This window comes from Psychrobacter sp. W2-37-MNA-CIBAN-0211 (assembly GCF_040309405.1).
Taxonomy (GTDB): Bacteria; Pseudomonadota; Gammaproteobacteria; order Pseudomonadales; family Moraxellaceae; genus Psychrobacter; species Psychrobacter glaciei.
Genome location: NZ_JBEOOU010000002.1, coordinates 185,970 through 209,104 on the forward strand (window position 1 = coordinate 185,970; position 23,135 = coordinate 209,104).

Sequence of the window (23,135 nt, forward strand, 5' to 3'; positions counted from 1 at the left end):
CCTAACTGGAAAATGAGGTAAAGCTCAGAAAAAGATTCTATTAAGAAAGCATCTTATTTAAAATAATGGGTTTTAAATCAATTAACTTTGAATCTAAAACCTTTTAAAATAAACAATGTCATTATTTTTATAGCAATCATATTAAAAATCTATTGGTGAACAAACTTATAAACGTCTATCACAACGTCATTCTGACTCAAAGAACCATTCTTGAGTCAAAAGGATGCGATAAAACTAGGATTGCTGACCATTAGAAACATACATTTGATGCTCTACAAAAACTAATGAATCAAAATATAAATAACTGAGCGAAAGTTAGCTACTAATATGAAATAGTTATCGATAACTATCAATAGCGAAAGTGCTATTCTGTGTCGAGGATATGTATCATATTCTAGATATACCGTCAATAAGTCAGCGTTATAATTGATTCAAGATAATTGCGTGTCCATTATCAAAGTATTGTGGCGTTAACTCGCTTGAAGTATGGTGTATAACTCTTTACTCGAATATTTTTCGATTAACCGAAAGGCGCTAAGCAGCTTTCGGCATAAGATAATGTCTGATTGCGTCCAACGATGATGTGGTCAATCAAGGACAAGTCTATCAAATCGCAGGCTTTCTTTAGCTCGTAGGTCAATAGATTGTCTGCCGTTGAAGGGGTCGCATCGGTATGCGGATGGTTGTGCGCGACGATGAGTTGACTGGCAGCATGGCTCAACGCATGACGGAGTACGTGTTTGATACAGACGGAACAGGACGAGATACCGCCAGTAAACAGTATTTCAAAGTTTAATAGGTTCAAGGCATTGTCTAAGCAAAGGACGGCAAAGACTTCACGGTGCTCACCGCGCAATTGGGTGCTGATATAGTCCTTGACGACTTGTGAGCGTCCCAGTGCTTGACCTGTTTTTAGCTTACTGTCTAAATAACGCGTACCCATCTCAAGCGACGCCAATATCTGTGCGTACTTGGCAGGGCCGATACCATGACAAGCAAGCACGGTCTGTGGCGGCGCCGCCAATAGCTCGGCAAGACTACCAAACTCATCGATCAGATGACGCGCCAGCTCAATTGCCGACTGCGACTGGGTGCCAGTGCGTAAAAATATCGCTAATATCTCAGCATCCGTTAAGTGAGCGGCGCCAAATTTCAACAGTTTTTCTCGAGGTCTATCATCTTCATGCCAGTCTTTAATCGCCATTGTCATTCCTTGATGGGGGATGAATGCTAGATATATGATATAAATGCGCAAAACCTTACCCAACTTATCTCATAATTGTTACTATAAGCGCAATTTTATCTTTCAACTTTTTTATTGATGCCACGCTTATGTCCAATATTGTGCTCGCTATCACCGGCGGTATCGCCGCTTATAAATCTGCCATCTTTGCCCGTCTGCTAATCAAGGCAGGCTTCGATGTGCGTGTCATTATGACCACAGGCGCACAGGCCTTTATCACACCGCTGACGCTGCAGGCTTTGACGGGTAATGAGGTGCATACCTCATTGTTAGATGAGCAAGCAGAAGCGGGGATGGGACATATTGAATTGGCCAAATGGGCGGACATGATTATCATTGCGCCAGCGTCTGCCAATACACTGGCGCGTCTGGCAATGGGCATGGCAGATGATCTGTTGGCGACCGTGTGCCTAGCAACGACGGCGCCAGTTATTATTGCTCCAGCGATGAACCAGCAAATGTGGGCGCATCCAGCGGTGAATCTGAACGTCCAAACCCTACGTGATATGAATTATCAAATTATTCAGCCTGCTAGCGGTGAGCAAGCCTGCGGTGATGTGGGCGCAGGGCGCTTGCCTGAACCTGAGCAATTATTGGCTGAGGTGCTGTTATTTAATGCCATGCAAACCACGCCGCAGCTATTGACCGGTAAAAGAGTGGTGATTACTGCTGGACCGACCGTCGAAGCGATTGATCCGGTACGTTATTTGTCCAATCATTCTACTGGTAAGATGGGTTTTGCTCTAGCGCGTGCTTGCGTGGCCGCTGGTGCAGACGTGATTTTGATTGCGGGTGGTAAAGTAGCACTGCCCACACCGCTGAATGTCACCCGTATTGATGTGTTGTCCGCGCAAGAGATGCTGATTGCGGCACAGCAATGTGTGGAAGGTACGCATAGTGCGCTACAGTATACGTCTGAAGATGAGCATGATCATTCACACGAACACTCACACGAAGATCATCATGCTCATCACCACGGTGACTGTGATTGCGGCGACGAGCACGATGTTGATGCCATTGTTACCAATGATAGCGTGAGAGTCGCAGATGTCTTTATTGCGACGGCGGCGGTTGCTGATTATCGTACTGAAGAAGCTGCCCCGCAAAAAATCAAAAAAATCCAAGATTCCATGACGCTGAGCTTGGTCAAGAATCCTGATATTTTAGCAACCATTTCGCTTGCCCATCCAGCGCTGTTTGTCGTTGGCTTTGCGGCAGAAACGCAAGATGTCGAGCGCTATGCTCGCGGTAAGCTGGTGTCTAAAGATCTAGATTTGATTGCTTGTAATGATGTTTCGCGTGCAGATATTGGTTTTGCCAGTGATGACAATGCGATGCAAGTGTTTTTCTCTGAGCGCTATAAGAATGAAGCAGTAACGCTAGAGAAAGCAAGCAAGGATAAGATAGCTGAGCAGTTGGCCAGTATTATTGGTGAAGCTATCTGGCAACGTCAAAATGCACAAGACACGCCCTAGTTAGGCTTTCGCTAATTTCGCAATTAGACACTAAATACTGATGGCAAATATGATAGATATCGATAGCATCCAGACGTTATTGCTGATTGTGATTTTTGCGCTAGCATCATTGCTGCATGGTATTAGCGGTCTTGGTGTGACCTTGGTGACCACCACTGCGCTTGCCAGCATCTATCCATTGCCACACGCCATTGTCTTGGTGATATTCCCGTCACTATTGCTTAATGCAATGACTTGGCTGGCGGGTGGTGGCCGCACTATTTGGCAAAATTTCATCTATTACGGCAGGCGCTATTGGCTGCTCGCTTTAACTAGCCTGCTCGGTAGTATTTTGGGCGCGAAGCTCTTACTATGGGTCGATAGCGCTTATATTTTATTGGTATTGGCCGCTGTTATTGGCTTTTATGTGATCAGTGCGCTACTGGGTAAGCAAATCCGGCTACCTGCTACCAAGCCTGTGCTGATTATCGTTGGACTGAGTGCCGGCATCATTGGCGGCGCGACCAATGCAATGTCGACCATCCTGATGATGTATTTATTGTCTGCCACTGACGATAAAAACACCGTCGCCAAAGTCGGTAATATGTGCTATTTCTTGGGTAAAATCGCTCAAATCATCGTATTGCGTGAGCCTATCATGGCGCTCAGCAGTGGTGAATGGCAGCTGATTACTTTGCTCAGTGTTTTATCTATTGCCGCGCTTTTAGTTGGTATCCGCTTACGTCGTTATTTACCACAAGCACGATTTCGTCAGCTTATTTTATTGATTCTCACGGTGCTTGGGCTGCGTGTCGGCTGGCAAGGAATTGTAGCATTTTTATAAAATAGCTCGCGAGGCAGCTGGCTGTTTAGATGCTATTTTATGTGTGCGTTATTCTGTTATTTCATCAAAAAATATCTGTTGTGCCAAACGAAACGTATTGCAGTGCGCTTCAACCACATCTTCAATATCTTCTGAATAGCCGCCACCCATCACGATAGCGATAGGAATTTTAGCGGCTTTTGCTTGGCGTAACACATATTCATCACGCGCCTTACAACCTTCTATCGTCAGCCCAAGTTTTCCCAACTTATCGGTCGCCAGTACATCGACAGCAGACTGATAAAAGATCATATCTGGTGCAACGTCGCTAATTAAGCGCGGTAGCGTGTCCTCTAATATCTGTAAATACTCAGCATCACCGGTATCATTGGCAAGTTCAATATCTAGGTCAGATAGTTCTTTGCGAAATGGATAGTTCTTGGCGCCATGCATGCTAAACACAAAAACCCGTGGCTCATTCATCATGATACTGGCATTGCCGTTGCCTTGATGCACATCCAAATCGACCACCAAAATCTTTTGCGCCTGTCCACGATTTAATAATAAATTACTCGCAATACAGACATCATTAAATACGCAAAAGCCCTCGCCATGATCGGCAAATGCATGGTGCGTACCGCCGGCAACATTCATCGCCACGCCATATTGCTGAGCATAAAGCGCACATTCGTAAGTCGCATGGGCAATATGACGACCACGATCGACTAAAGCTTCGGTCATCTCAAAGCCGATAGGGCGTGCTTCCTTGCGCGGTAAGGTTTGGGTTTTAAGCTTATACCAATAGTCCATAGTATGAGTGGTCAAAATCTCTTCTTCGCTTAATCGCGCAGGCGCAAAAAAATTAACCGTACTGATAGTGCCTTCAGCCAATAGCCGCTCAGGAATCATGGTGTATTTTTGCATGGGAAAACGGTGCTTTTCAGGCACGGCATATCTAAAAATATCAGAGTAAGCAATTTTGAGCATAGCGTTAAAGGATGTCTTTGTTGAGAATGTTTTAAGGATAGATAGGTTTAAGCGCTTTGAAAGTAAGGTATTGGTGAGAAATTGTAAAAACCGCAAATATCTATTGTGATCAGTTGATTACTGAACAAATTGCGTTGGCAAAAAAAAGGTTTTAGAATCTGATTGTTGACGCAGCTCTATTAATAAAGTCTGCATGTCTTCAGCAGGATCTTGGTTATTGAGCAAATCACTAAACAGCTCATTCGCCACAGTGGTCATTGCAATAACGCTTTGTAGTAAATGCTCGATGATTTCGTCATTAATACCGACGGTTTCGACATCGACAGCGTGCTTATAGCGTATCTCGCCATCGTTGATATCCATTTCTAGGTTACCAATCAGCATGTCATAATTGATCTGAGTAATCAGTAGCATCGCGGCACTTTGATGACTTTCTGGTATTAAAAATGGCAAAATTCCATAGACTGCCAGTAGCTTGGTTTTTTCTTGTACACGGAACAAATAACCGCAGTTCAGTTGTTTATGACGCATTCTCAGCGACAAATGATGCGTTGTTTGGCTGTCACTGCTTTTATCGCCACTGGTTTGGGGACGATAGTGAGTATAGTGCCATTGCTTATCATTAAAGTACTGTTTTAGGCAGTCGACAATGGAAGTGTCATTAGGCTCGTGTTGTGATGCTTTTAATTTTGCCTCAGCTTGAGAACGCTCGCTGTCATTATTATCACACTGACCGAAAAAACTGCCAGTAGAGTCAGCCGTATTTGCCTCATCGCTATTACGAGTGTTGGCGCTAGAGATTCCGGCCTGCATCAGATCAAGATCAATTTCATCGTCAGCCGCTGATGACTGCGTCGACGAGTTTGCGCCATCGACAACAGACTGCGGTGCTGAGGCAGTCAGTAACCGTTTGAGTTTTTGCCACAAGCTGAGTTTGTTACGTTGACTCATAAGTATTGTGCTGACAAGTAAATGGATGATATTAAAAACTGACCACTAAGTAAAAAACAGTCAGTTACTTATTGTTAAACATCAAACCCTCTTTGATAGCGGGCTGTGCATAAAATGATTGCAACATCTCACGTATATGCGCTGTAAACCACTCGCTTTCAATGGCATCATGCACCACAGGCAATAGAGCGGTACTCAATTGCGTCATGGCTTGCTCATCTATATATAAACTTGCGGCTACCGTTGCCATGCTATCGCCTTGATGGTTGCCATACCACGTATCGATGCTGGCTGACACAAGGCTATGCAGATAAGGCGACATGCGCAGGCGGTTATAGCTCTGTTGGATGCTGGCTTCGATATGTTCGATACTACTATTACCAGGCTCATCACTTAAATAATTTTGCAGTTGGCTGATCGGCTGATCTTTGATTCTTGCCCAACCGCTTACTAGCAACCGAGCGACTTCGTCATTTGATAAGTGCTCTTGGGCATTGGCTTCTGCACGACGTGCTAAATCTTTAATATTACGATGCAAATATGTCTGTAATTTTTCATCAAGATTTCTATTGGTCGCCTTTTCAAAAGAGCTGCGGCCAAACTTCATCAGTTTGCCCGCAGCGCCTGCTTTATCCAGCGTGGTTTCCATAAAGTCGTTGATCGCGTGATAGAGCGTTTGCGTCAGCAAATCTGCAAAAGTCTCGTTGCCAACCAGCGTATGAATCAAGATATTACGCTGCTGCTCATGGCTACCCACATAATCGGCTAGGGTCTGCACTTGAGTGTCATCCACCAGCTCAGACAACGGCACATTGTCATTGACTGGATGATAAATAATCGTATGCAAGATATCGCGAATATCTTTACGTATCACATCCGTCATCGGTTGGTTCAGTAGCCAGTCGTTGATCAGATGTTGCAAATCATCGGCGCTGACATATTTATTCAATGGCTGGGCAGCAAACCACTGCCAAGCCTCTATGCTTAGCGGTTCTGCTTGTTGCCGCAACCATTGCTGCATAAAGGCAACTTGTGCGTCGACTAAGCTATCTATTGTTAGCGCTGGCGTATCTAAATTTTGGCTATCTTTTGAAGTCTGCATAGGTTTTGAGGTCATAGTTATCGACAATTTGTTATACTGTGTGGTTGGGGTAAGCATAAAGTATTATGCCACGAACATGATATTTGTTGGTGACGAATATTGACTGCTGCTTGATAAATAATGAGAGGTTTGAATGACAGCTCTGAATACCGCCTTACTTACGCTTGATAAGCTGACCGTTCAGCGCGGTGAAATCCCTCTATGTGAAGGCGTTGCGCTCGATTTACCTGCGGGCAGTATTTGTCACTTGATTGGTGCTAATGGTACGGGCAAAACGACGCTACTGATGCAGCTGGCTGGATTATTACCAGTGTTGGAAGGTCAAGTTTACTATCAAGGAACAGCCAGTTTACCGGTTCAGCCTTTATATGTGTCGCATCAGTTGGGCATACATCCAAATTTGACCGTCGCGCAAAATCTGACTTTTTTGCTGAATTTATACGGCATTAGCCCAAGTGTTGCTGATATTGATGACGCCTTAGCTTGGGTCGGACTGCAAGGCTTTGAGACGATTAGCTCAAGCCATTTATCTGCTGGACAAACTCGCCGTATCACCCTTGCGCGCTTATATTTATTGACCCCTGAGGTGACACCGTTATGGCTACTTGATGAGCCTTTTACTGCCCTTGATGTCGATATGGTGGCGCGGATGGAAGACAGATTGCGTGAATTTGCCAACATGGGCGGCGCTATATTAATGACCAGTCATCAGGCAGTCGGCGTAGCCAACCAAGTGCTCGATTTATCCGGTTATATGGTTTGAATGCTAGGGCGTGTCATCAGTATAAATGTGCCAAGCATCCGTGGAAGAGCGAATAAATGATAGAAACAGACAATCCAGTACAAGTAGCGAATAAAAGCTCAAACGTTAGCGTATCACCTGCGCGCGGTATCAGCTTTGTGCAGTTATGGCGGCGCGAGTGGCACGTGAAGCAGCAAGGAGCGGTACAGTGGTTGTACCCTTTGGTGCTGTTCTTAGTGATTATCACTTTGTTTCCGCTAGCGGTTGGTAGTGAGCCTGCGCTATTGCAGCGCCTTGGCGTGTCGGCAGTGTGGATTGCCGCTCTGTTGTCACTGGTGATGGGTGTCGACGGCTTGTTTAAGCCTGCCCTTGATAATGGTACGCTGGCGCAATTGGTTGTCGCAAAAGCGTCGCTGCCGTTATGGGTGTTGATTCGTTTGGTTATCCATTGGATCTTTAGTAGTGGTATTGTGGCGGCATTGAGTTTGCTTGCCGTGCCATTGTTTCAGCTTAGCTGGTTTGAGGCGTGGATATTAATGGCTTCTATTGTGACGGGCAGTCCGATGCTATTGATGTTATCAGCGGTTGCCAGTAGTTTGACGCTGTCATTAAAGAATGGCGCGGTGCTGGTGCCTTTGATTGCTTTGCCGATGCAATTGCCGGTATTGATTTTTGCCACAGGTGCGGTTGATTTATTTGCTACTGGTTTAAACGGTTTACCGATACTGGCATTATTATTGGCAGGCAGTATTATTTCAGTATTAATCATGCCATGGGTGATTGCGATGACCTTAAAAATGTCATGGCTCAATTAAACAGTAGACTTTCTTTACTATCAAAACCCAGTCATTTAAACCCAATGTATTAACAGCATGTTGAAAACTGGCAACTTTGCTATAATAGCCAGCTAACTAAGCAAACAATCACTTGTAGATTCTATCCAGTGTTTAACGCCGGCAGGTTGACAGATAGTCGCGCCCATGATGCGCTATATCGGTTACAACCAATACGCTGTGCCAATAGGTTTATTCCCATGCCCAACCTGAATAACGTCTCATCTCCTAGCCTGTGGCAGCGCATCTGGCAGGGCTTTTTGACCACTGTGGGTACCAAGCAGTTTTTTCGCATTTTTTCGCCTTGGGTCAAGTGGCTGGCAATATTAGCCACTATTTGTCTTGTGATCGGTAGTGTCTGGGGTCTCGCTTTTGCGCCGCCTGATTACCTGCAAGGTAATAGCTACCGCATTATCTTTATCCATGTGCCTGCTGCTAGTATCGCCATTTCTATCTATTTTGCCTTAGCAGTGCTCGGGGTCATTTTTCTCGTTTGGAAAATCAAGACGGCTAGTCTAGTGGCGCAGGCGCTTGCTCCGCTGGGATTTTTGCTCTGTGTGGTTAGCTTAATCACGGGCTCTATTTGGGCGAAACCCACTTGGGGTACGTACTGGGTTTGGGATGCACGTTTGACCTCTATGCTCATTTTGGCGTTTTTGTATGCTGGCGTGATGGCGTTATTTGCAGCGTTTGAGCACACGGCCAATCGTGGTAAAGCCGCCGCTATTTTGTCTATTGTTGGTGCAGTAAACCTGCCTATTATTAAGTATTCGGTACAGTGGTGGAACACCTTGCATCAAGGCTCGACCTTTACCTTAACTGCTGCACCAAAAATGTCAGCGGATATGTGGATGCCATTATTACTGATGATTATTGGTAGTTATTTATTGGTCGCGACGTTAGCGATTTATCGTACCAACACGCTGATTTTGTATCGTGATCAAGGCAAAGCGTGGGTCAAAGAATATATCCGCGGACAAGCCAAATGACTGCAATGACTGTCGCCAAAACAAATAACGGCTAGGAAAATATTATGCAGCCTTACTTTTATAGCGTCTCTGAGTTTCTCGCCATGGGTAAGCATGGTGTTTTTGTTTGGTCATGCTGGGCCATTACCGTTGGCGTGATGCTGGCTTTTATCATTTATAGTCGCAGGCAGCGACAGGCCCTCATCAAGCAGCTGACCATTCAGCAAGCACGGCAAGCACAGCGTACGGCTAAAACCCCTAATCCTGAAACCAAGCAACCGATGTAAAAAATATTTTAATATCATCGCTTTAGCTCAAAAAATTATGACCTCTTAATTGTAAAGATATGACCTCGTCAGTTGCTAAGGGCTTATTGATTTATACGAAAAATGCTACCATATAGCCATTAGAAGAGTACGATTAGAAAGACATTTTTAGAACGTTTTTCTAATGGTAGTTTCTTTAATATTTTCTGTTTTATAGGCTGTCTATAGCCTACAAAACAGCGACTCATCAATGAGGTAGTGGTATGAACGCAGTTCGTCGCAAAAAACTGATGTGGGTTATGTTTACGTTGGCAGGGGCGGCAATCGCCGTCGTATTGGTGATTTATGCCATTGGACAACAAACCGACTATTATTTCGATGCCACAGCCATTGCGCAAGGTGAAGCACCCCAAGATAAGCGTATTCGAGCGGGCGGCATGGTAGTCGCGGGTAGTGTCCGACGCGCAGAAGACAATCCATTGAACGTTGAATTTGCCATTACTGATTTTCAATCGACCGTACCTGTGACTTATCAAGGTATTTTGCCAGATTTATTCGCTGAAAACTCAGGCGTCGTCGCCACGGGTAAAATGCAAGGCGATACCTTTGTGGCAGGGGAAGTATTGGCTAAGCATGATGAAAAATATATGCCGCCAGAAGTGGCCAAATCAATGAAAGAAAACAACCGTAGCGGTGCAGTGCCTTCTTCTGAGCAATACAATCCTGCTGAAAAGGTACATGAGACGGACACTTTACAGCAGTAATTTTCTAGGGCGTGTCTTCATTTCAAAAATGGTGATAAAAATGAGATAAATTGCCGTCAAACAAGAAAAATAGTGCAGATAATATCGGGATATTAACCAGCTATTTGACGATGCTTGGCAAGATTTAGCCATTTTTAGCCCATTCAGATGACTATCGAGTGAATTGAAGACACGCCCTAGTCAATCCAATAGTAAAAAGAGCCGCTAATAATGTATTAGCGGCTCTTTTTTTATACGAATTTTGGTACTAATAGATCTTCATTATCTAGACCTTAATCATCCCATACAGGGCTGTATTCAGGATGCTCAATTTTACGACCATCGCTACTGGCAAGTTTGCCAATTTTCTCTAACTCATCTGCACTCAACTGCACCTTCATTGCATCCAAGTTACCTTGCAAATGGTCAGGGTTAGACGTCTTCGGAATAGCAACACGGTGCTTATCTGATAGAATCCAAGCCAACGATATCTGTGCTGGCGTGACGTTATGCTTATCAGCGATTTCTTTAATAACCTCATTATCGAACACATCACCGCGTGCAAGTGGCGAATAAGCTTCCAATAAAATATGGTGATTGTTTAAAAAAGCCTGTAAGGTATTTTGCTTAATAAAAGGGTGAAACTCAACTTGGTTGACCACGATTGGTACATCCGCATATTTCTTAGCTTCAATAATATTAGCAATATTAAAGTTGGAGACCCCGATATGACGCGTCAACCCTTGTTTCTGTAATTCACATAACGCTGGAATCGTCTCAGATAATGGTACGCGATCGTCGGGCCAATGCAAGAGCAATAGATCGACATAATCTGTACCCAAATCTTCTAAAGAGCGTTTAGCGGCTGCAATCAATTTCTCTGGCTCGAACTTCATATCATCAGGGAAAATCTTTGTCGTCAAAAAGAATTTGTCACGAGCGATACCTGATTGCTTAATACCTTCGCCAACTTCTTTCTCATTACCATAAGCTTGGGCGGTATCGATATGCTCATAGCCCATCTTAAGACCTTGGCTGACGACATCAATACAATCTTGACCGGTTGACTGCCAAGTACCAAGACCTAATACCGGAATGTTTGCTTGTCCAGCAGTACGAATATTATAATTTTTTGAACTCATATTATTATCCTTATGTGCAAGTTTTCATATTATTAGTTGATGACTTTATTCAGTTCATTAGCATTCGGTTCATAGGCTCAGACTCTATTTCTGAAAATGATCATATAGAAAGCCAGAACCGATTCAACTGCACTTACTATAAGGAAAATGAGGACAGTACGATAGAGTAGGTGACGCTTTCCTACAAAGGGCAAACAGGCTGTAACGTCATTTTTAGTAACTGGTAACCACTAGAGGCAGGTTTAAAAGAGTAATAATCACAAAATTGAGGCCATAAAAAACGCCCATTACTATTCAGCAATGGGCGTTCGTCATTAGCATAATACCTATATGTTCAGGTATTTTTTGACCTAAAAATTATTGAGCAGCAGCTTCTACTGGTGCAGATTCTGTCGCGGTATCCGTGTTTGCACCGTGATCAGCGCCCCAGATTTTTGGGTACTTATAACCAGGGAAAGTATCATGAGCATACTTTTTGAAAGCTTCAGAATTATAAGCATTGGTTACGTCTTCAACCCATTTTTTACCAGTATCTGCTGATTTAATCGCTGACCAGTTGACGTAAGCAAAGCTAGGCTCTTGGAACAAGGCTTCAGTCAGTTTGATACCAGCGTCAGTAGCATAGTTACCGTTGATAACTGCAAAGTCAACTTCATCACGTGCGCGTGGTAGTTGGGCAGCTTCTAGTTCAATGATCTCGATGTCGTATTTGCTGTTATCAGCGATATCAGCCTTTGACGCAGTCAATGGATCGATGTCATCTTTTAGCTTAATCCAGCCAAGATCATTCATCATGACCAAAGCACGAGCAAAGTTACTTGGATCGTTTGGCGCAGAAACACTCATGCCTTTAAATGCAGCATCAAGGCTGGTTTTTTTACCTGAATAGATGCCAAGTGGTGCTGTTGGTACTTGGAACACTTCAACTAGGTCAAGGTTGTTTTCTTTTTTGAAGGTATCAAGGTAAGGTTTATGCTGGAAAATATTGATATCCAAATCACCTTCAGCCAGTGCAAGGTTCGGGCGCACATAGTCGGTAAAGGCAATCAGCTCAACTTCATAACCTTGTGTTTCAAGCGTGCTTTTTACTTGGTTACGAACCATATCAGCAAAGTCGCCTTCAGTGGTACCGATAATGATTTTGGTATGATCAGGATCGATATCGCTAGCGGCAGTTTCTGCAGTTGACCCTTCGGTAACTGGCTCTTTGATCGCTTCTGGTGCTGATGAATTGCTGCAACCGACCAAGACCAAGCCTGATACACCAACAGCGGCAAATGCGGTCGCTAACTGACGGCTGATATCTGTTAATTTCATAATATGTCCTTTAATGAATGGGATTGAGTAAAACGTTCATCGTCTGAAAATTAAAAAAGCAACATTATAAATAGTAATGCTGCTTTTTGGTATAGGCGCTGAGATAAGGGTTGAGTATGGCCAAAAATAAACCTAGTCGCTCGTGATGTCAAGTATTCTCTAAAGCGGTTTAACGTTTATCTAAACGATTGGCGAGCCAATTGCCAGAGGCTTGGATTGAGATAACCATGATCGATAATACAATCACAATAAAAATCATCACTTCAGTTTGATAGCGATAATAACCATAACGAATGGCCAAATCACCCAAACCGCCACCACCGATCATACCAGCCGCCGCTGAATAAGATAGTAGACTGATACAGAGGATGGTCACTGATAGCACCAATCCTGAGCGCGCTTCGTTTAGTAAAACTTTTATGATAGTAAAAGGTCGTGCACCCATAGACTCGGTTGCTTCAATAATACCGCGTGGTACTTCACGTAAGTTTTGCTCCACCAAACGGGCAAAGTAGAACGAACCTGCAATCGCGAGTACTAGCGATGCGGCGATGGGTCCAATACCTGTGCCGACGATGGCTTTAGTAAATGGGCTCATGGCAATCATCAAAATCACAAACGGGAAAGCGCGCATAAAGTTGGTGATGCCGCCAAGTACCCCGTAGAGGGTTTTGTTTTGCAAAAACTGTCGATCACTGGACAAAAATAAGAATATGCCAAACAGTCCGCCAATGACAATGGCGACTGTTGTAGAAATACCAAGCATAACAAAGGTATCGATAAAGGCACTTATAATTTCTTTGCGCAGCACCAACAGTTTATCGATTGAAGCAGATAATTCAGTACCAGTTAACATATGTGTTTCTCCTGCCTCATTAGTCTTCGTGCACTAAGCCTTTGCCAATCGGAGTAGTGGCCTGAATAAGACCATCACGAATATCTGCCACTTCAAGTAATTGTCCTTGGTGTAGTAGTGCTGCACGATGACAGAGCCTACGAATGACGCTCATCTCATGAGTTACAATGACAATGGTGACGCCAAGCTGTTCGTTGATATCGCGTAGACAAGTCAGTAAGCTGCGCGTCGTTGCAGGGTCAAGTGCACTGGTTGGCTCATCGGCCAACAGTACTTTTGGGCTGGGCGCAATTGCGCGGGCAATACCAACACGCTGCTTTTGTCCACCTGACAGCTGCGCAGGGTAGTGGCCAGCACGATCGATCAAATCAACAATTTCAAGACATTCCATCACTCGTTTGTGAACATCGCGACTGGGATAACCAGAAACCGTCAAGTTAAAAGCCACATTATCAAACACTGTGCGATTGGACATCAGATTAAATTGCTGAAAAATCATACCAATATTGTGACGGGCAATACGTAAATCGCTGGCAGACAAGGTGGTCAAATCAGTACCGTCTATCACTACTTGACCAGAATCTGGACGTTCAAGTAAGTTAATCAAACGCAAAAGGGTGGATTTCCCTGCGCCTGAGTAGCCCATCAAACCAAAAATTTCACCTTGCTGAACAGACAATGAAGTCGGTTCGACAGCAGTAAACCAATGCGGCTTACCGTCTTTATCTTTGATTGATCGGTCGCTTAAAAAACTTTTGGTCACATCGTTTAAGACAATCATGTCACTCATGGAGGGCTCAAAATTTAATAGGTTTATGATGGTTATAGAATAATTAGGCTGCAACTTACTAATGACAGCGTCAAAGTGGATGGTCGCTACCATTAACAATGCAATAAGGGGCGGTAATATAGCATATTATGTAATGTTTTGGATATGCACATCCGTGAACGGCTTATGACTAATGGTTATTAGTTATAAGCTATCTGGAAAATTTAAGTTGCTGTATGAGAAGGAGGTAATGACCAGCAGGGTAAAGGAGGTTCTGCCAGTTGCTAGTGATGATTATCGTGCTAGTGGTTATTGTCGTGATAGTTATAATGTGGATCTTGCTTTACGGGTATAACGACCAAAAATCTGGTGTGACCATTGATAGTATCAGTCACGATACGCCCTTGGTGAGCAGTGACGATTTGCGATACCAAGGATAAGCCCAAACCTGAGCCTTTGTTTTTTTGCTGCAAGCGCACGAATGGGCTAAAGACTTCTTCGCGTTTGTCTTCAGGAATACCTTCGCCTTCATCAATGACCGCCAGCACCACATATTTTGGTAGCGGGCGTATTGGGTCGGCTTTGGCTTTTTTCATGTGCTTAGTGAATAAATTTTCTTTACGCGCTGTGGTCGGCGTCTCGTTCTCACTTTGAGCATTGCCTTTAGCCTCATCTTTGCTAACAGTTTCATCGGTCGTTAATTTATTGGTTTTCCGAGATTGAATATTATCATTTAATAGCGCATCAGTGGATTTACTGGTCACTTGGTTATTAATAATTGCTTCGTTATTGCTACTGATTTCTACAGATTTTTTACTGTCAGGAACGGCTTTCCACATGACTTTTTTGATTTTCTCAGTCAATTCCGTGGTAAAGCTCTGGTAGTTGGCGATTAGGGACGATTCTGAATTAACGTTGACCGCATTGTCATTGATTATAGGATTTCCAGTAGCATTTTCTTCAACATCGGCACAATTATTAGCGTCTGTTGCTGAGGTGCCAGTTTCTAGCCCAGTCATGTCAGTTATTTTAGTGTTGTCAGTGATGACGTCAGTTAAATCCACATTTGAACTGTCATCATCAGCATCGTTATTATCAAACACAATGCTTTCACCATTTCGATAAATCGGTGGTGCTGGTAGTGTGATTAGCGCTGCTACTTTTTCTGCTTTGTCTTTGTCAATATTGGTTGTAGGAGACCCATTAGAAACGTCGTCAAGTTGTGCCGATGTTTGCTGCGCTAAGTTATCAGAGGCATGTGATTCATCATAATGGTCAAAATCTGAGCTGTTATAATCAGCAAAGCTACTACAAACCACTGTTTGCATCAAATAATCTGGAATGGTGTCGGCTTCATCAACAGTCTGAATGCCATAGATCAAGATGGTAACCGGTGGCTTACCATGTAGCATGGCATTGGTTAAGAGGTTGCGAATGAGATGGGTCAGCATCGGTGCCTGGCCATCAATGACGATATGCTCACCTATCAAAGTGGCTTCAGAGTAATGCTGACGCTCTTGATTCACTAAGTCATACAAATCCAAATGCTCGACTTGCTGCATGACATGACCAGCATCTAAGCGACTCACCAATAAGATACTTTCAACCAAATCATTAAGCCCCGACAAATCTCGGTTGATCGCTTGCGCACGTTTATCAAATTTTGCTTTGGTATCTGTTGGCATCGCATTTGCCAGCATATCCATCATCTCGATTTGTAAGCGGATACGGGTAATCGGCGTACGCAGCTCGTGAGAGGCATGCGCCAATAGCAGATTGTTGGCATTAATAAGGTGCTCAATTTTTTGTGCTGCTTGGTTAAAACCGCGTGCTAACGAAGCAATTTCATCGTTACCACGTGCATTGACTCTTACCGTGAAATCACCATCACCCAATTGGGTCATTTGCTGGCTCATCTGATTGATACGCCACGTCATAGTGCGAGCAATCAACCATAGAACGCCTGCCATAATTAATAGCAGCAATAGGGTACCAGTAAATAAATTTAAGGCAGCGGACAGCACGGGTTTTTTTGGCGGCAAGCGTGATTCGTACAGCAATGTATAACCAGTGCTGCTATATACTTGAGCCTGCTTGGTAGGGGAGGTGTCTGAAAGGGATGGAAAAACTTGTGAAAATAAAGAGGGAGTCGGTGGTAGCACTAACGGCAAGTCACTATTGTCAGTTTGCATAAGCAAACGACCTTCGTTGTCGTATAACCCCATCTTTGCTTGTAAGGATTCATCAAAGATATCAAAGCTTTTTTTGACTACAGCCAGCATAAAGCGTGACTGTAAACGGTTGTCCTTACTAATGGAGATATTCAGCTCATGCAAAAAAGGATCAATTTGACCCAAAATCTGTGTAGCCAATACTTCTGAGCGGATACCCGCATCTTTGTCATGCACCAGCTGTGTCAATAGCACCATGGCTACTGCAAATAAGGTAAGTGCCAGCATCACGCTGGCAAATAACTTGGCAAATACGGAGCGAAAACCCAGTTGCTGCATTAAACCATCTCTATTGTCAGATGCTCGTATCAATTCATATCACGCCATTCGTCTGATTTAATCCAAACTATGGTGACAGGCTCGATTAATCGTCCATCGAGCCATTTAAGATTAAACCTGATCGGTAGCAAACTGATAACCAACACCGCGTACAGTAATAATACGCTTTGGTTGGCGTGGATTGTCTTCGATCAAGGCACGTAAGCGTGAGATATGAACATCGATAGCACGATCAATATTGTCTGAACTGTCATCATTTGGCATGGCTTGCCACAATTGCTCACGATTCAGTACCTTACCAGAATGGGTGGCAAAGTAGTGCAGCAATTGAAACTGATGCGTCGTCAAACGCACAGGCAGCTCATCGATCGTTACTTCGTGGCTATCAGGGAACACACTGAGACGGCCAAAGGTCAAACTGTCCGATTGACTGTCTGCTTGATTTGGCTGCTCGTGACGACGAATGACCGCTCGTATCCGTGCCAATAGTTCACGTGGCTCGAATGGTTTAGAGATATAGTCATCAGCGCCCATCTCAAGACCCAATACGCGATCGGTAGTATCGCCTTTTGCCGTTAGCATGATGATCGGCACTTTATTGGTCATATTGTTTTTGTTACCGCGTATCTTTTGGCAAACCTGCATGCCATCCATATCAGGTAGCATCAAATCAAGGACCACCAAGTCAATACCGCGCTCTTTGGTGTCTAGCAACTCTAGACCTTCTTGACCAAGTCCTGCATGATGCACATCATAGTAATTCATGGTCAGATAGTCGCTGATTAGTTCTGCTAAATCTGGATCATCTTCAATTAACAAAATCTGCTTACTCATAGCTTGTCCTCTAGTTGTTGTTGTTATGGTTTGTCAAGAAATCGCTTTTTATTAAAATTCTAGCGCGCCTCGATATCTATATTATCCTAAATCTAAGTGCTTCTAAATCGTTATTGCCCTTAATCATAAGACATTGACCGTTAAGATAGGGTTAAAGAAACATGATTAAGCTTTCAGTCAATATAAGACAAAGTAATAATACTATATTGCCTAATTAACACGTGACTAAACAAGACACGCTTTGTTAATGTTTCTACACAATGTAACTGTCTCTACTGCTCTCTAAGAAACCACTACTTTTTTGCCTTTAGATTCAATGGTTAAGTCGGCAAGACAAATTAAACTGTCATTGCTAATGCCTGCAATTAAGTACTGCTTGGTAATAGGATCGTATTCGACGACCTCAACTGGCTGACGAGTTAGGCGTTGGTCTTGCTTAATAATCCATACATTGGCGCTCAAGGGTCTTAACGGTTTATAGGGTGGGCGCTGCAACTCTGTTAAGTCAACATCATGTAACGCGCGCTCGGGGACAATCGTACCGACATCGATCTGACCATAATTGACACGCCCCGTCACTTGCATATCAGGCTGTAATTTCTCGCGACTGATTTCATTATTGACGACATTTACATGAACCAAAAGCTGTTTAGGCTGAACTGTTGCCGTCAACCTGCTAACTTGTCCAGTAAACTTATCCGACATGCCTTCAGCGGTAAAATTGACCGTCTGTCCGACAGAAAGCTGAGGCTCAGCTTGAATGGGTACAATGCCGATGAAATGTAATTCAGTTTCATCACTAAGCTGCAAAAGTGGTTGGCGTGCGTCTATTTTTTGTTCAGCTTCGGCATACAGCTTTTCGACACGTCCTGAAAAGCTGGCACGCACCGTCATCAATTTGTAGGATGGTTTGGTACTAGCAGGTGCATTTTTGCTGGCTATTACATTATTTTTATCAACGCTAGTTTTATCACCGCTAGACTGAGGCGCTTCAGCGTTATTTTCATTAGCCTTTATCGATGTTGGTGTCGGTGTCGGCTTCGTTGTTTGGCTTGGGTTATTAGTCTTGTTCTCTGTTTTACTATTTTGTGTAGATTGGTCTGATGTTGCAAATTCTGTATTTTCAGCCGTTGAGGTAGTCGCTGATTCTGTGGGTTTACTAGCTGCTTCCTGACGCTGGACAATTAACAGTGGCGTGCCTTTTTCTACCCATTGATTTTCTTCTACCAATACCTGCTGGACAGTGAGCGCTTTTGCTGCGGTGAACTGGGTCTTCTTGATTGGTTCAATACGGCCTTGGAGTCCTATGCTGGGCTGATAGCGTGATGGCTTTATACTTAAAATATGGTCAGGCGTCATGGTAACGCTATCGTCATCAATGATAATGGGTGTCTCTACCGTCTCACTATTTTCTGCGGTCACAGGCTCATCAGTAGGGGGCGAGGGCTGACAGGCAGCAAGCAATAATAAAGCACTGCATAAATACGCACTATTTTTTAGACCTATAAAAACTCTCATACCAATTGCCCTCATAAACATTGGCTTATTATATAGTGAATCGGGGCAAGGGCAAATAATAGTGCGATATTTACGCAACGAGACAGAGTTATTGATTTCAAACGCATGACTGGAAGAGGAAGAGTCATAATCAGAGTATTTTTGCTAAACCGATGATTAATTTGAACATAAATTCACTAAATAACTGGAAAACAACGAGTAATTGTGCTAAAACGAACATATTAAAATACAGTGATACATATTTATCACAAATGAAGATGATTCGGTAAGATAGCTGTTGCTTCTACTCAACGTTAAATTCTTACCACGCTTCTTTGATGAGTGTTATGCCCGTTAAATTGTTTGTCTTTATAACGATTGTGCCTGCTAATTTTGACAGGTTTGAAATTTACATAAGAAAAATGATTGGTCATATAGGCGGTTTTATACAGTAAGACGCTTTTTAGCCACATGACTTCTTAGCCATATGACCTCCCGTTTAAGTATTTATCTCATTTTTATTATTATTTTCAAAATGGGGATACGCCCTAGTGATGGTCATAGAAATCTGATAATTATCTTCGTAAATTAAACTCAGATTAGAAATTAATTTACGAAGATAATTGACGGTAAAGTGCGTATAGTAACTGAAGGTAACGTCATGCTTGATAGACAATACTGATAAAGAACATGTTAGCTATTATGACAGCGTAAAATGCAAACTTAGTCGTTCATATCAATCCAAAAATAAGCCATTTTATAAATTGGAATAACTGTTAAAATTTTGCACTGACAGATAGCGCTACGAATAAATAGTCATTCATAGGATAATGATAATGGAAAATAATTTTGAGGGTCTGAAGGTCATGGTTATCGATGACTCAAAAACCATTCGCCGTACGGCAGAGACTTTATTACAAAAAGCAGGCTGCGAAGTAGTAACCGCTATTGACGGTTTTGATGCTTTAGCCAAGATTGTTGACAACAACCCCGATATCATTTTTGTTGATATTATGATGCCACGCTTGGATGGCTATCAGACTTGTGCATTGATCAAAAACAACCCTGATTATGCCAGTAAGCCGGTGATTATGCTGTCATCTAAAGATGGTTTATTTGACAAGGCACGTGGACGTATTGTCGGTTCAGATGAGTATTTGACTAAACCATTTAGCAAAGATGAGCTTTTTGAAGCAATCAATCAGTACCGTTAATAACCAACCATTTTATAAAACTGATAATTAGACAGTCATATTGGTATGTTTCATATGTGCAGCGGTACGGCTAGTGCGAGTAGCTAAAAAGACTGTCATACAAAAAAAATATAGCTGTCGTGACTGTTCCATGAATTAAGATTTCAGGTTAATTAAATAGCCGTGTTAGAAATAGCTCAGTGACGATCACAACAGTATTGTTTAGTATTTACTACTTTATATATATCATCGTGGAAATAGTGCTGCCCTCGAAAGTGTCAGGCACTATTTTTAATAGATTTGTCTCAATAGTATATCCCAACGGATATCATCGAAAATAAAGGAAATTTCCATGGCTACTATTTTAGTCATTGACGACTCGCCATCAGAGATGGCGAAATTTCGCGACATGCTTGCAAAAAACAACTATCAGGTGCTTGAAGCAACCAATGGTGAGCAAGGCTGTCAAATGGCAACTGATCATTTACCAGATGTCATCTTGATGGATGTGGTCATGCCTGAAATGAATGGTTTTCAAGCTACTCGCAAGATAACTCGTGGCAAAACAACATCGCATATTCCTATCATTATGATTAGTACCAAAAATCAAGAAACGGATCGTGTTTGGGGTAAGCGCCAAGGCGCTAAAGAATACATAACGAAGCCAGTTGACGAAAATGGTCTGGTTAATATTATTCGCAAAGTAATGGGGTAACTTGTGGCTTCCAAAGGGTTTATTGAGCTTCTGCGTTTCGCAGATTTGGCACGCGCACGTAAAAGTGGCCGTCACGGTGGACAAGAATCCGACTGGCAGGGTGTGGTATTTGAGATTGGTGGTCAGCGCTTGGTGGCACCAATGGGTCAAGTCTCAGAAATACTCACTATGCCAGAATTCACCAGTCTGCCCTTAGTAAAGCCTTGGATGATTGGCATCGCCAACATTCGCGGACGCCTATTACCACTGACGGATTTGTCTGAGTTTTTGCAAGTTCCTAGTCGGTTGGCGCAAATGAGCCAACGCAAGGTTATTGTGATCGATCATGATAATGTGTTTTCAGGATTACTTGTCGATCAAGTACTTGGTATCGAGCAATTTACTCGTGATGAATATCGCCCAGAAGCGCTTGAATATAACTCGCCATTCTCTCCTTATAATCATGGCAAGTTTTTTAAAGATGAACAAGATTGGTATATTTTTATGCCAAGCTTGTTAGTGCAAGATTTGCAGTATGCTGATGCAGCGCTATAACGGTCTTTCATACGGTATTTGCTGCCATGGAAATACTCGCCTGCTAGCACGATGAAAAGAAACACCGACTGACATAATACAGTTGTATGTCAGCATTCATACAGGCTTTGCTAATCACTATTGTTTCGATAACAATATGATTGTCGGAGTCAGTCACGATAAGACTTTGACGATTGTTCGAAAGGGATACGCAAGATGAGTGATGTTATAAAGAACTCTGTAACTGGCAATAGCAAAACAACGCACACGGTTAAAGACGCCAATAATATTTGGAAATTATTATTGGGGTTTTTTGCTTTATTGACCGTGGTTTGTCTAATTTGGCTAGTCAATTCATTGTCATCAGTAAGTCAATATCTGCCTGATTTTAATCAATCAGTAGTATTGCCAGTGATTATATTTGTAGTAGGTGTTGCCGGTATTCTATTTGCCTTATATAAGTTACTTAGTCAGCGTGGCGGCTCAGAGCGTCTACTCATCGAAAAAGAGACCTTGCGCCGTCGTCAAGAAGCAGAAGCAGAATCCGAGCGTGCTCGCCAAATTCAAGAAGAGAATGAGCGTAACCAGATTGCAATTTTGCGTTTGCTTGATGAATTGGGTGATTTGGCAGACGGTGATTTGACGGTCAATGCGACTGTATCAGAAGATTTCACTGGGGCGATTGCTGATTCGGTAAACTTCGCCATTGACCAATTACGTCAATTGGTACTGGTTATTAACAGTACCGCTGATCGCGTTTCACAGTCCTCAGAGCAGACGCAGATGAATGCGGTTGAGCTTGCTGAAGCCTCGGAAAACCAAGCGCAAGAAATCGCTGGTGTATCCGCAGCAATTAATGAGATGACTGTCTCAATTGACCAAGTTTCGAACAACGCGGCAGAGTCTGCAACGGTTGCCCAGCGCTCGGTTGCTATCTCTTATAATGGGGCAGAGGTTGTACAGCGCTCCATTGAAGGCATGAACGTTATTCGTGATCAGATTCAAGAGACGTCAAAGCGTATCAAACGCCTTGGTGAATCTTCGCAAGAGATTGGTGATATCGTTGGATTGATTAATGATATTGCGGATCAGACCAACGTATTGGCATTGAACGCGGCCATTCAGGCGTCAATGGCAGGGGAGGCTGGTCGAGGTTTCGCGGTAGTTGCTGATGAAGTTCAACGTCTCGCTGAGCGTTCAGCCAATGCTACCAAACAGATTGAAACACTGGTAAAAACCATTCAGGCGGATACCAACGAAGCTGTGATGTCAATGGAATCCACGACCTCTGAGGTTGTACGCGGTGCACGTTTGGCCAAAGATGCTGGTGAAGCACTAGAAGAGGTACAGAGCGTTTCTAATACCTTGGCAGATCTGATTCAAAACATCTCAAATGCCGCCCAGCAACAGGCTGAGTCTGCTGGACATATCTCTCACACGATGAATATCATTCAAGACATTACCTCACAAACCTCATCTGGTACGATGGCTACAGCGCGTTCTATTGGTGAGCTAAGTGAAATGGCTGCTGCCCTTCAAGAGTCGGTGACTGGCTTCAAAGTATCGAACGATGATGAGCAATTAGAAGCTGAAGAAAACCTATTGACCAACGCTTAATAATTAGCGAATGTGTAATAGGTAAGTATCATAATTAGTCATCAAGCTTAGGGTTTTGTT

General features: G+C 43.2%; 21 protein-coding genes and 1 pseudogene. 11 read left to right on the top strand and 11 right to left on the bottom strand.

Annotation, left to right across the window (positions count from 1 at the left end; translation table 11 throughout):
- Positions 1-520 precede the first annotated feature (520 nt).
- A complete protein-coding gene (gene radC, locus AAEY72_RS03595; RefSeq protein WP_352309473.1) occupies positions 521-1,204 on the bottom strand; it encodes a RadC family protein in 684 nt (227 codons plus the stop codon).
- Between the two features lie 128 nt (positions 1,205-1,332).
- Between radC and coaBC the strand changes: the two genes are divergently transcribed.
- A complete protein-coding gene (gene coaBC, locus AAEY72_RS03600) occupies positions 1,333-2,718 on the top strand; it encodes a bifunctional phosphopantothenoylcysteine decarboxylase/phosphopantothenate--cysteine ligase CoaBC (protein ID WP_352309474.1) in 1,386 nt (461 codons plus the stop codon).
- A 40-nt stretch (positions 2,719-2,758) separates the two neighbouring features.
- Positions 2,759-3,541: a TSUP family transporter gene (locus tag AAEY72_RS03605; RefSeq protein ID WP_352309475.1), complete on the top strand. Its 783-nt coding sequence runs from the start codon at positions 2,759-2,761 to the stop codon at positions 3,539-3,541.
- 48 nt (positions 3,542-3,589) lie between these two features.
- Here the strand turns inward: AAEY72_RS03605 and AAEY72_RS03610 are convergent, their stop codons facing one another.
- The 3 genes from AAEY72_RS03610 to AAEY72_RS03620 all read right to left on the bottom strand — a co-directional run bounded on the left by AAEY72_RS03610 (position 3,590) and on the right by AAEY72_RS03620 (position 6,575).
- Positions 3,590-4,507, bottom strand: a complete 918-nt coding sequence (locus AAEY72_RS03610) for a histone deacetylase family protein (RefSeq protein ID WP_352309476.1) — start codon at positions 4,505-4,507, stop codon at positions 3,590-3,592.
- Positions 4,508-4,624: 117 nt separating this feature from the next.
- Positions 4,625-5,458: a YbjN domain-containing protein gene (locus AAEY72_RS03615; RefSeq protein WP_352309477.1), complete on the bottom strand. Its 834-nt coding sequence runs from the start codon at positions 5,456-5,458 to the stop codon at positions 4,625-4,627.
- A 64-nt stretch (positions 5,459-5,522) separates the two neighbouring features.
- Positions 5,523-6,575, bottom strand: a complete 1,053-nt coding sequence (locus AAEY72_RS03620; protein ID WP_352309478.1) for a hypothetical protein — start codon at positions 6,573-6,575, stop codon at positions 5,523-5,525.
- Positions 6,576-6,693: 118 nt separating this feature from the next.
- Here AAEY72_RS03620 and ccmA point away from each other — a divergent pair, with 118 nt between their 5' ends.
- The 5 genes from ccmA to ccmE all read left to right on the top strand — a co-directional run bounded on the left by ccmA (position 6,694) and on the right by ccmE (position 10,133).
- The gene (gene ccmA / locus AAEY72_RS03625) at positions 6,694-7,323 is read left to right on the top strand and encodes a heme ABC exporter ATP-binding protein CcmA (RefSeq protein ID WP_352309479.1); all 630 of its coding nucleotides are present in this window, start codon (positions 6,694-6,696) and stop codon (positions 7,321-7,323) included.
- Positions 7,324-7,379: 56 nt separating this feature from the next.
- Positions 7,380-8,117 carry a heme exporter protein CcmB gene (locus AAEY72_RS03630; RefSeq protein WP_352309480.1) on the top strand — a complete coding sequence of 246 codons (738 nt, stop codon included), beginning with the start codon at positions 7,380-7,382 and terminating at the stop codon, positions 8,115-8,117.
- Between the two features lie 218 nt (positions 8,118-8,335).
- A complete protein-coding gene (gene ccmC, locus AAEY72_RS03635; protein ID WP_352309481.1) occupies positions 8,336-9,124 on the top strand; it encodes a heme ABC transporter permease CcmC in 789 nt (262 codons plus the stop codon).
- Between the two features lie 44 nt (positions 9,125-9,168).
- The gene (gene ccmD / locus AAEY72_RS03640) at positions 9,169-9,390 is read left to right on the top strand and encodes a heme exporter protein CcmD (protein ID WP_189585616.1); all 222 of its coding nucleotides are present in this window, start codon (positions 9,169-9,171) and stop codon (positions 9,388-9,390) included.
- Between the two features lie 242 nt (positions 9,391-9,632).
- Positions 9,633-10,133, top strand: a complete 501-nt coding sequence (ccmE, locus tag AAEY72_RS03645) for a cytochrome c maturation protein CcmE (RefSeq protein ID WP_189585613.1) — start codon at positions 9,633-9,635, stop codon at positions 10,131-10,133.
- 272 nt (positions 10,134-10,405) lie between these two features.
- On the opposite strand, the gene AAEY72_RS03650 is transcribed toward ccmE, so the two are convergent.
- The 7 genes from AAEY72_RS03650 to AAEY72_RS03680 form a co-directional block, all read right to left on the bottom strand.
- Positions 10,406-11,254 carry an aldo/keto reductase gene (locus AAEY72_RS03650; RefSeq protein ID WP_352309482.1) on the bottom strand — a complete coding sequence of 283 codons (849 nt, stop codon included), beginning with the start codon at positions 11,252-11,254 and terminating at the stop codon, positions 10,406-10,408.
- 357 nt (positions 11,255-11,611) lie between these two features.
- Positions 11,612-12,571: a MetQ/NlpA family ABC transporter substrate-binding protein gene (locus tag AAEY72_RS03655; RefSeq protein ID WP_194619456.1), complete on the bottom strand. Its 960-nt coding sequence runs from the start codon at positions 12,569-12,571 to the stop codon at positions 11,612-11,614.
- 169 nt (positions 12,572-12,740) lie between these two features.
- Complete coding sequence (locus AAEY72_RS03660; protein WP_189585604.1) at positions 12,741-13,427, bottom strand: methionine ABC transporter permease; 687 nt, start codon at positions 13,425-13,427, stop codon at positions 12,741-12,743.
- Between the two features lie 19 nt (positions 13,428-13,446).
- Entirely contained in the window at positions 13,447-14,217 is a 771-nt protein-coding gene (locus AAEY72_RS03665; protein WP_352309483.1) for a methionine ABC transporter ATP-binding protein, read from the bottom strand.
- A gap of 281 nt (positions 14,218-14,498) precedes the next feature.
- Positions 14,499-16,706, bottom strand: a complete 2,208-nt coding sequence (locus AAEY72_RS03670) for a HAMP domain-containing sensor histidine kinase (protein WP_352309484.1) — start codon at positions 16,704-16,706, stop codon at positions 14,499-14,501.
- Between the two features lie 111 nt (positions 16,707-16,817).
- Complete coding sequence (locus AAEY72_RS03675; RefSeq protein ID WP_010201627.1) at positions 16,818-17,540, bottom strand: response regulator transcription factor; 723 nt, start codon at positions 17,538-17,540, stop codon at positions 16,818-16,820.
- 282 nt (positions 17,541-17,822) lie between these two features.
- On the bottom strand, positions 17,823-19,058 hold the full coding sequence (locus AAEY72_RS03680) for an efflux RND transporter periplasmic adaptor subunit (RefSeq protein ID WP_352309485.1): 1,236 nt from the start codon (positions 19,056-19,058) through the stop codon (positions 17,823-17,825).
- Between the two features lie 815 nt (positions 19,059-19,873).
- Here AAEY72_RS03680 and pilG point away from each other — a divergent pair.
- The 4 genes and pseudogenes from pilG to AAEY72_RS03700 form a co-directional block, all read left to right on the top strand.
- Positions 19,874-20,251, top strand: coding sequence for a twitching motility response regulator PilG (gene pilG / locus AAEY72_RS03685; RefSeq protein ID WP_010201623.1), 378 nt, complete (start codon positions 19,874-19,876; stop codon positions 20,249-20,251).
- Positions 20,252-20,582: 331 nt separating this feature from the next.
- On the top strand, positions 20,583-20,945 hold the full coding sequence (locus tag AAEY72_RS03690) for a response regulator (protein WP_010201622.1): 363 nt from the start codon (positions 20,583-20,585) through the stop codon (positions 20,943-20,945).
- Between the two features lie 3 nt (positions 20,946-20,948).
- Positions 20,949-21,479, top strand: a complete 531-nt coding sequence (locus tag AAEY72_RS03695; protein WP_010201621.1) for a chemotaxis protein CheW — start codon at positions 20,949-20,951, stop codon at positions 21,477-21,479.
- Between the two features lie 549 nt (positions 21,480-22,028).
- A pseudogene (locus AAEY72_RS03700) lies at positions 22,029-23,075 on the top strand (methyl-accepting chemotaxis protein); the annotation flags it as partial.
- Positions 23,076-23,135: the final 60 nt, after the last annotated feature.

What these genes read in the sequence shown, in the direction of transcription:
- radC (WP_352309473.1), bottom strand. Translation starts at nt 1,204, where the DNA reads ATGGCGATTAAAGACTGGCATGAAGATGATAGACCTCGAGAAAAACTG.
- coaBC (WP_352309474.1), top strand. Translation starts at nt 1,333, where the DNA reads ATGTCCAATATTGTGCTCGCTATCACCGGCGGTATCGCCGCTTATAAA.
- AAEY72_RS03605 (WP_352309475.1), top strand. Translation starts at nt 2,759, where the DNA reads ATGGCAAATATGATAGATATCGATAGCATCCAGACGTTATTGCTGATT.
- AAEY72_RS03610 (WP_352309476.1), bottom strand. Translation starts at nt 4,507, where the DNA reads ATGCTCAAAATTGCTTACTCTGATATTTTTAGATATGCCGTGCCTGAA.
- AAEY72_RS03615 (WP_352309477.1), bottom strand. Translation starts at nt 5,458, where the DNA reads ATGAGTCAACGTAACAAACTCAGCTTGTGGCAAAAACTCAAACGGTTA.
- AAEY72_RS03620 (WP_352309478.1), bottom strand. Translation starts at nt 6,575, where the DNA reads ATGACCTCAAAACCTATGCAGACTTCAAAAGATAGCCAAAATTTAGAT.
- ccmA (WP_352309479.1), top strand. Translation starts at nt 6,694, where the DNA reads ATGACAGCTCTGAATACCGCCTTACTTACGCTTGATAAGCTGACCGTT.
- AAEY72_RS03630 (WP_352309480.1), top strand. Translation starts at nt 7,380, where the DNA reads ATGATAGAAACAGACAATCCAGTACAAGTAGCGAATAAAAGCTCAAAC.
- ccmC (WP_352309481.1), top strand. Translation starts at nt 8,336, where the DNA reads ATGCCCAACCTGAATAACGTCTCATCTCCTAGCCTGTGGCAGCGCATC.
- ccmD (WP_189585616.1), top strand. Translation starts at nt 9,169, where the DNA reads ATGCAGCCTTACTTTTATAGCGTCTCTGAGTTTCTCGCCATGGGTAAG.
- ccmE (WP_189585613.1), top strand. Translation starts at nt 9,633, where the DNA reads ATGAACGCAGTTCGTCGCAAAAAACTGATGTGGGTTATGTTTACGTTG.
- AAEY72_RS03650 (WP_352309482.1), bottom strand. Translation starts at nt 11,254, where the DNA reads ATGAGTTCAAAAAATTATAATATTCGTACTGCTGGACAAGCAAACATT.
- AAEY72_RS03655 (WP_194619456.1), bottom strand. Translation starts at nt 12,571, where the DNA reads ATGAAATTAACAGATATCAGCCGTCAGTTAGCGACCGCATTTGCCGCT.
- AAEY72_RS03660 (WP_189585604.1), bottom strand. Translation starts at nt 13,427, where the DNA reads ATGTTAACTGGTACTGAATTATCTGCTTCAATCGATAAACTGTTGGTG.
- AAEY72_RS03665 (WP_352309483.1), bottom strand. Translation starts at nt 14,217, where the DNA reads ATGAGTGACATGATTGTCTTAAACGATGTGACCAAAAGTTTTTTAAGC.
- AAEY72_RS03670 (WP_352309484.1), bottom strand. Translation starts at nt 16,706, where the DNA reads ATGCAGCAACTGGGTTTTCGCTCCGTATTTGCCAAGTTATTTGCCAGC.
- AAEY72_RS03675 (WP_010201627.1), bottom strand. Translation starts at nt 17,540, where the DNA reads ATGAGTAAGCAGATTTTGTTAATTGAAGATGATCCAGATTTAGCAGAA.
- AAEY72_RS03680 (WP_352309485.1), bottom strand. Translation starts at nt 19,058, where the DNA reads ATGAGAGTTTTTATAGGTCTAAAAAATAGTGCGTATTTATGCAGTGCT.
- pilG (WP_010201623.1), top strand. Translation starts at nt 19,874, where the DNA reads ATGGAAAATAATTTTGAGGGTCTGAAGGTCATGGTTATCGATGACTCA.
- AAEY72_RS03690 (WP_010201622.1), top strand. Translation starts at nt 20,583, where the DNA reads ATGGCTACTATTTTAGTCATTGACGACTCGCCATCAGAGATGGCGAAA.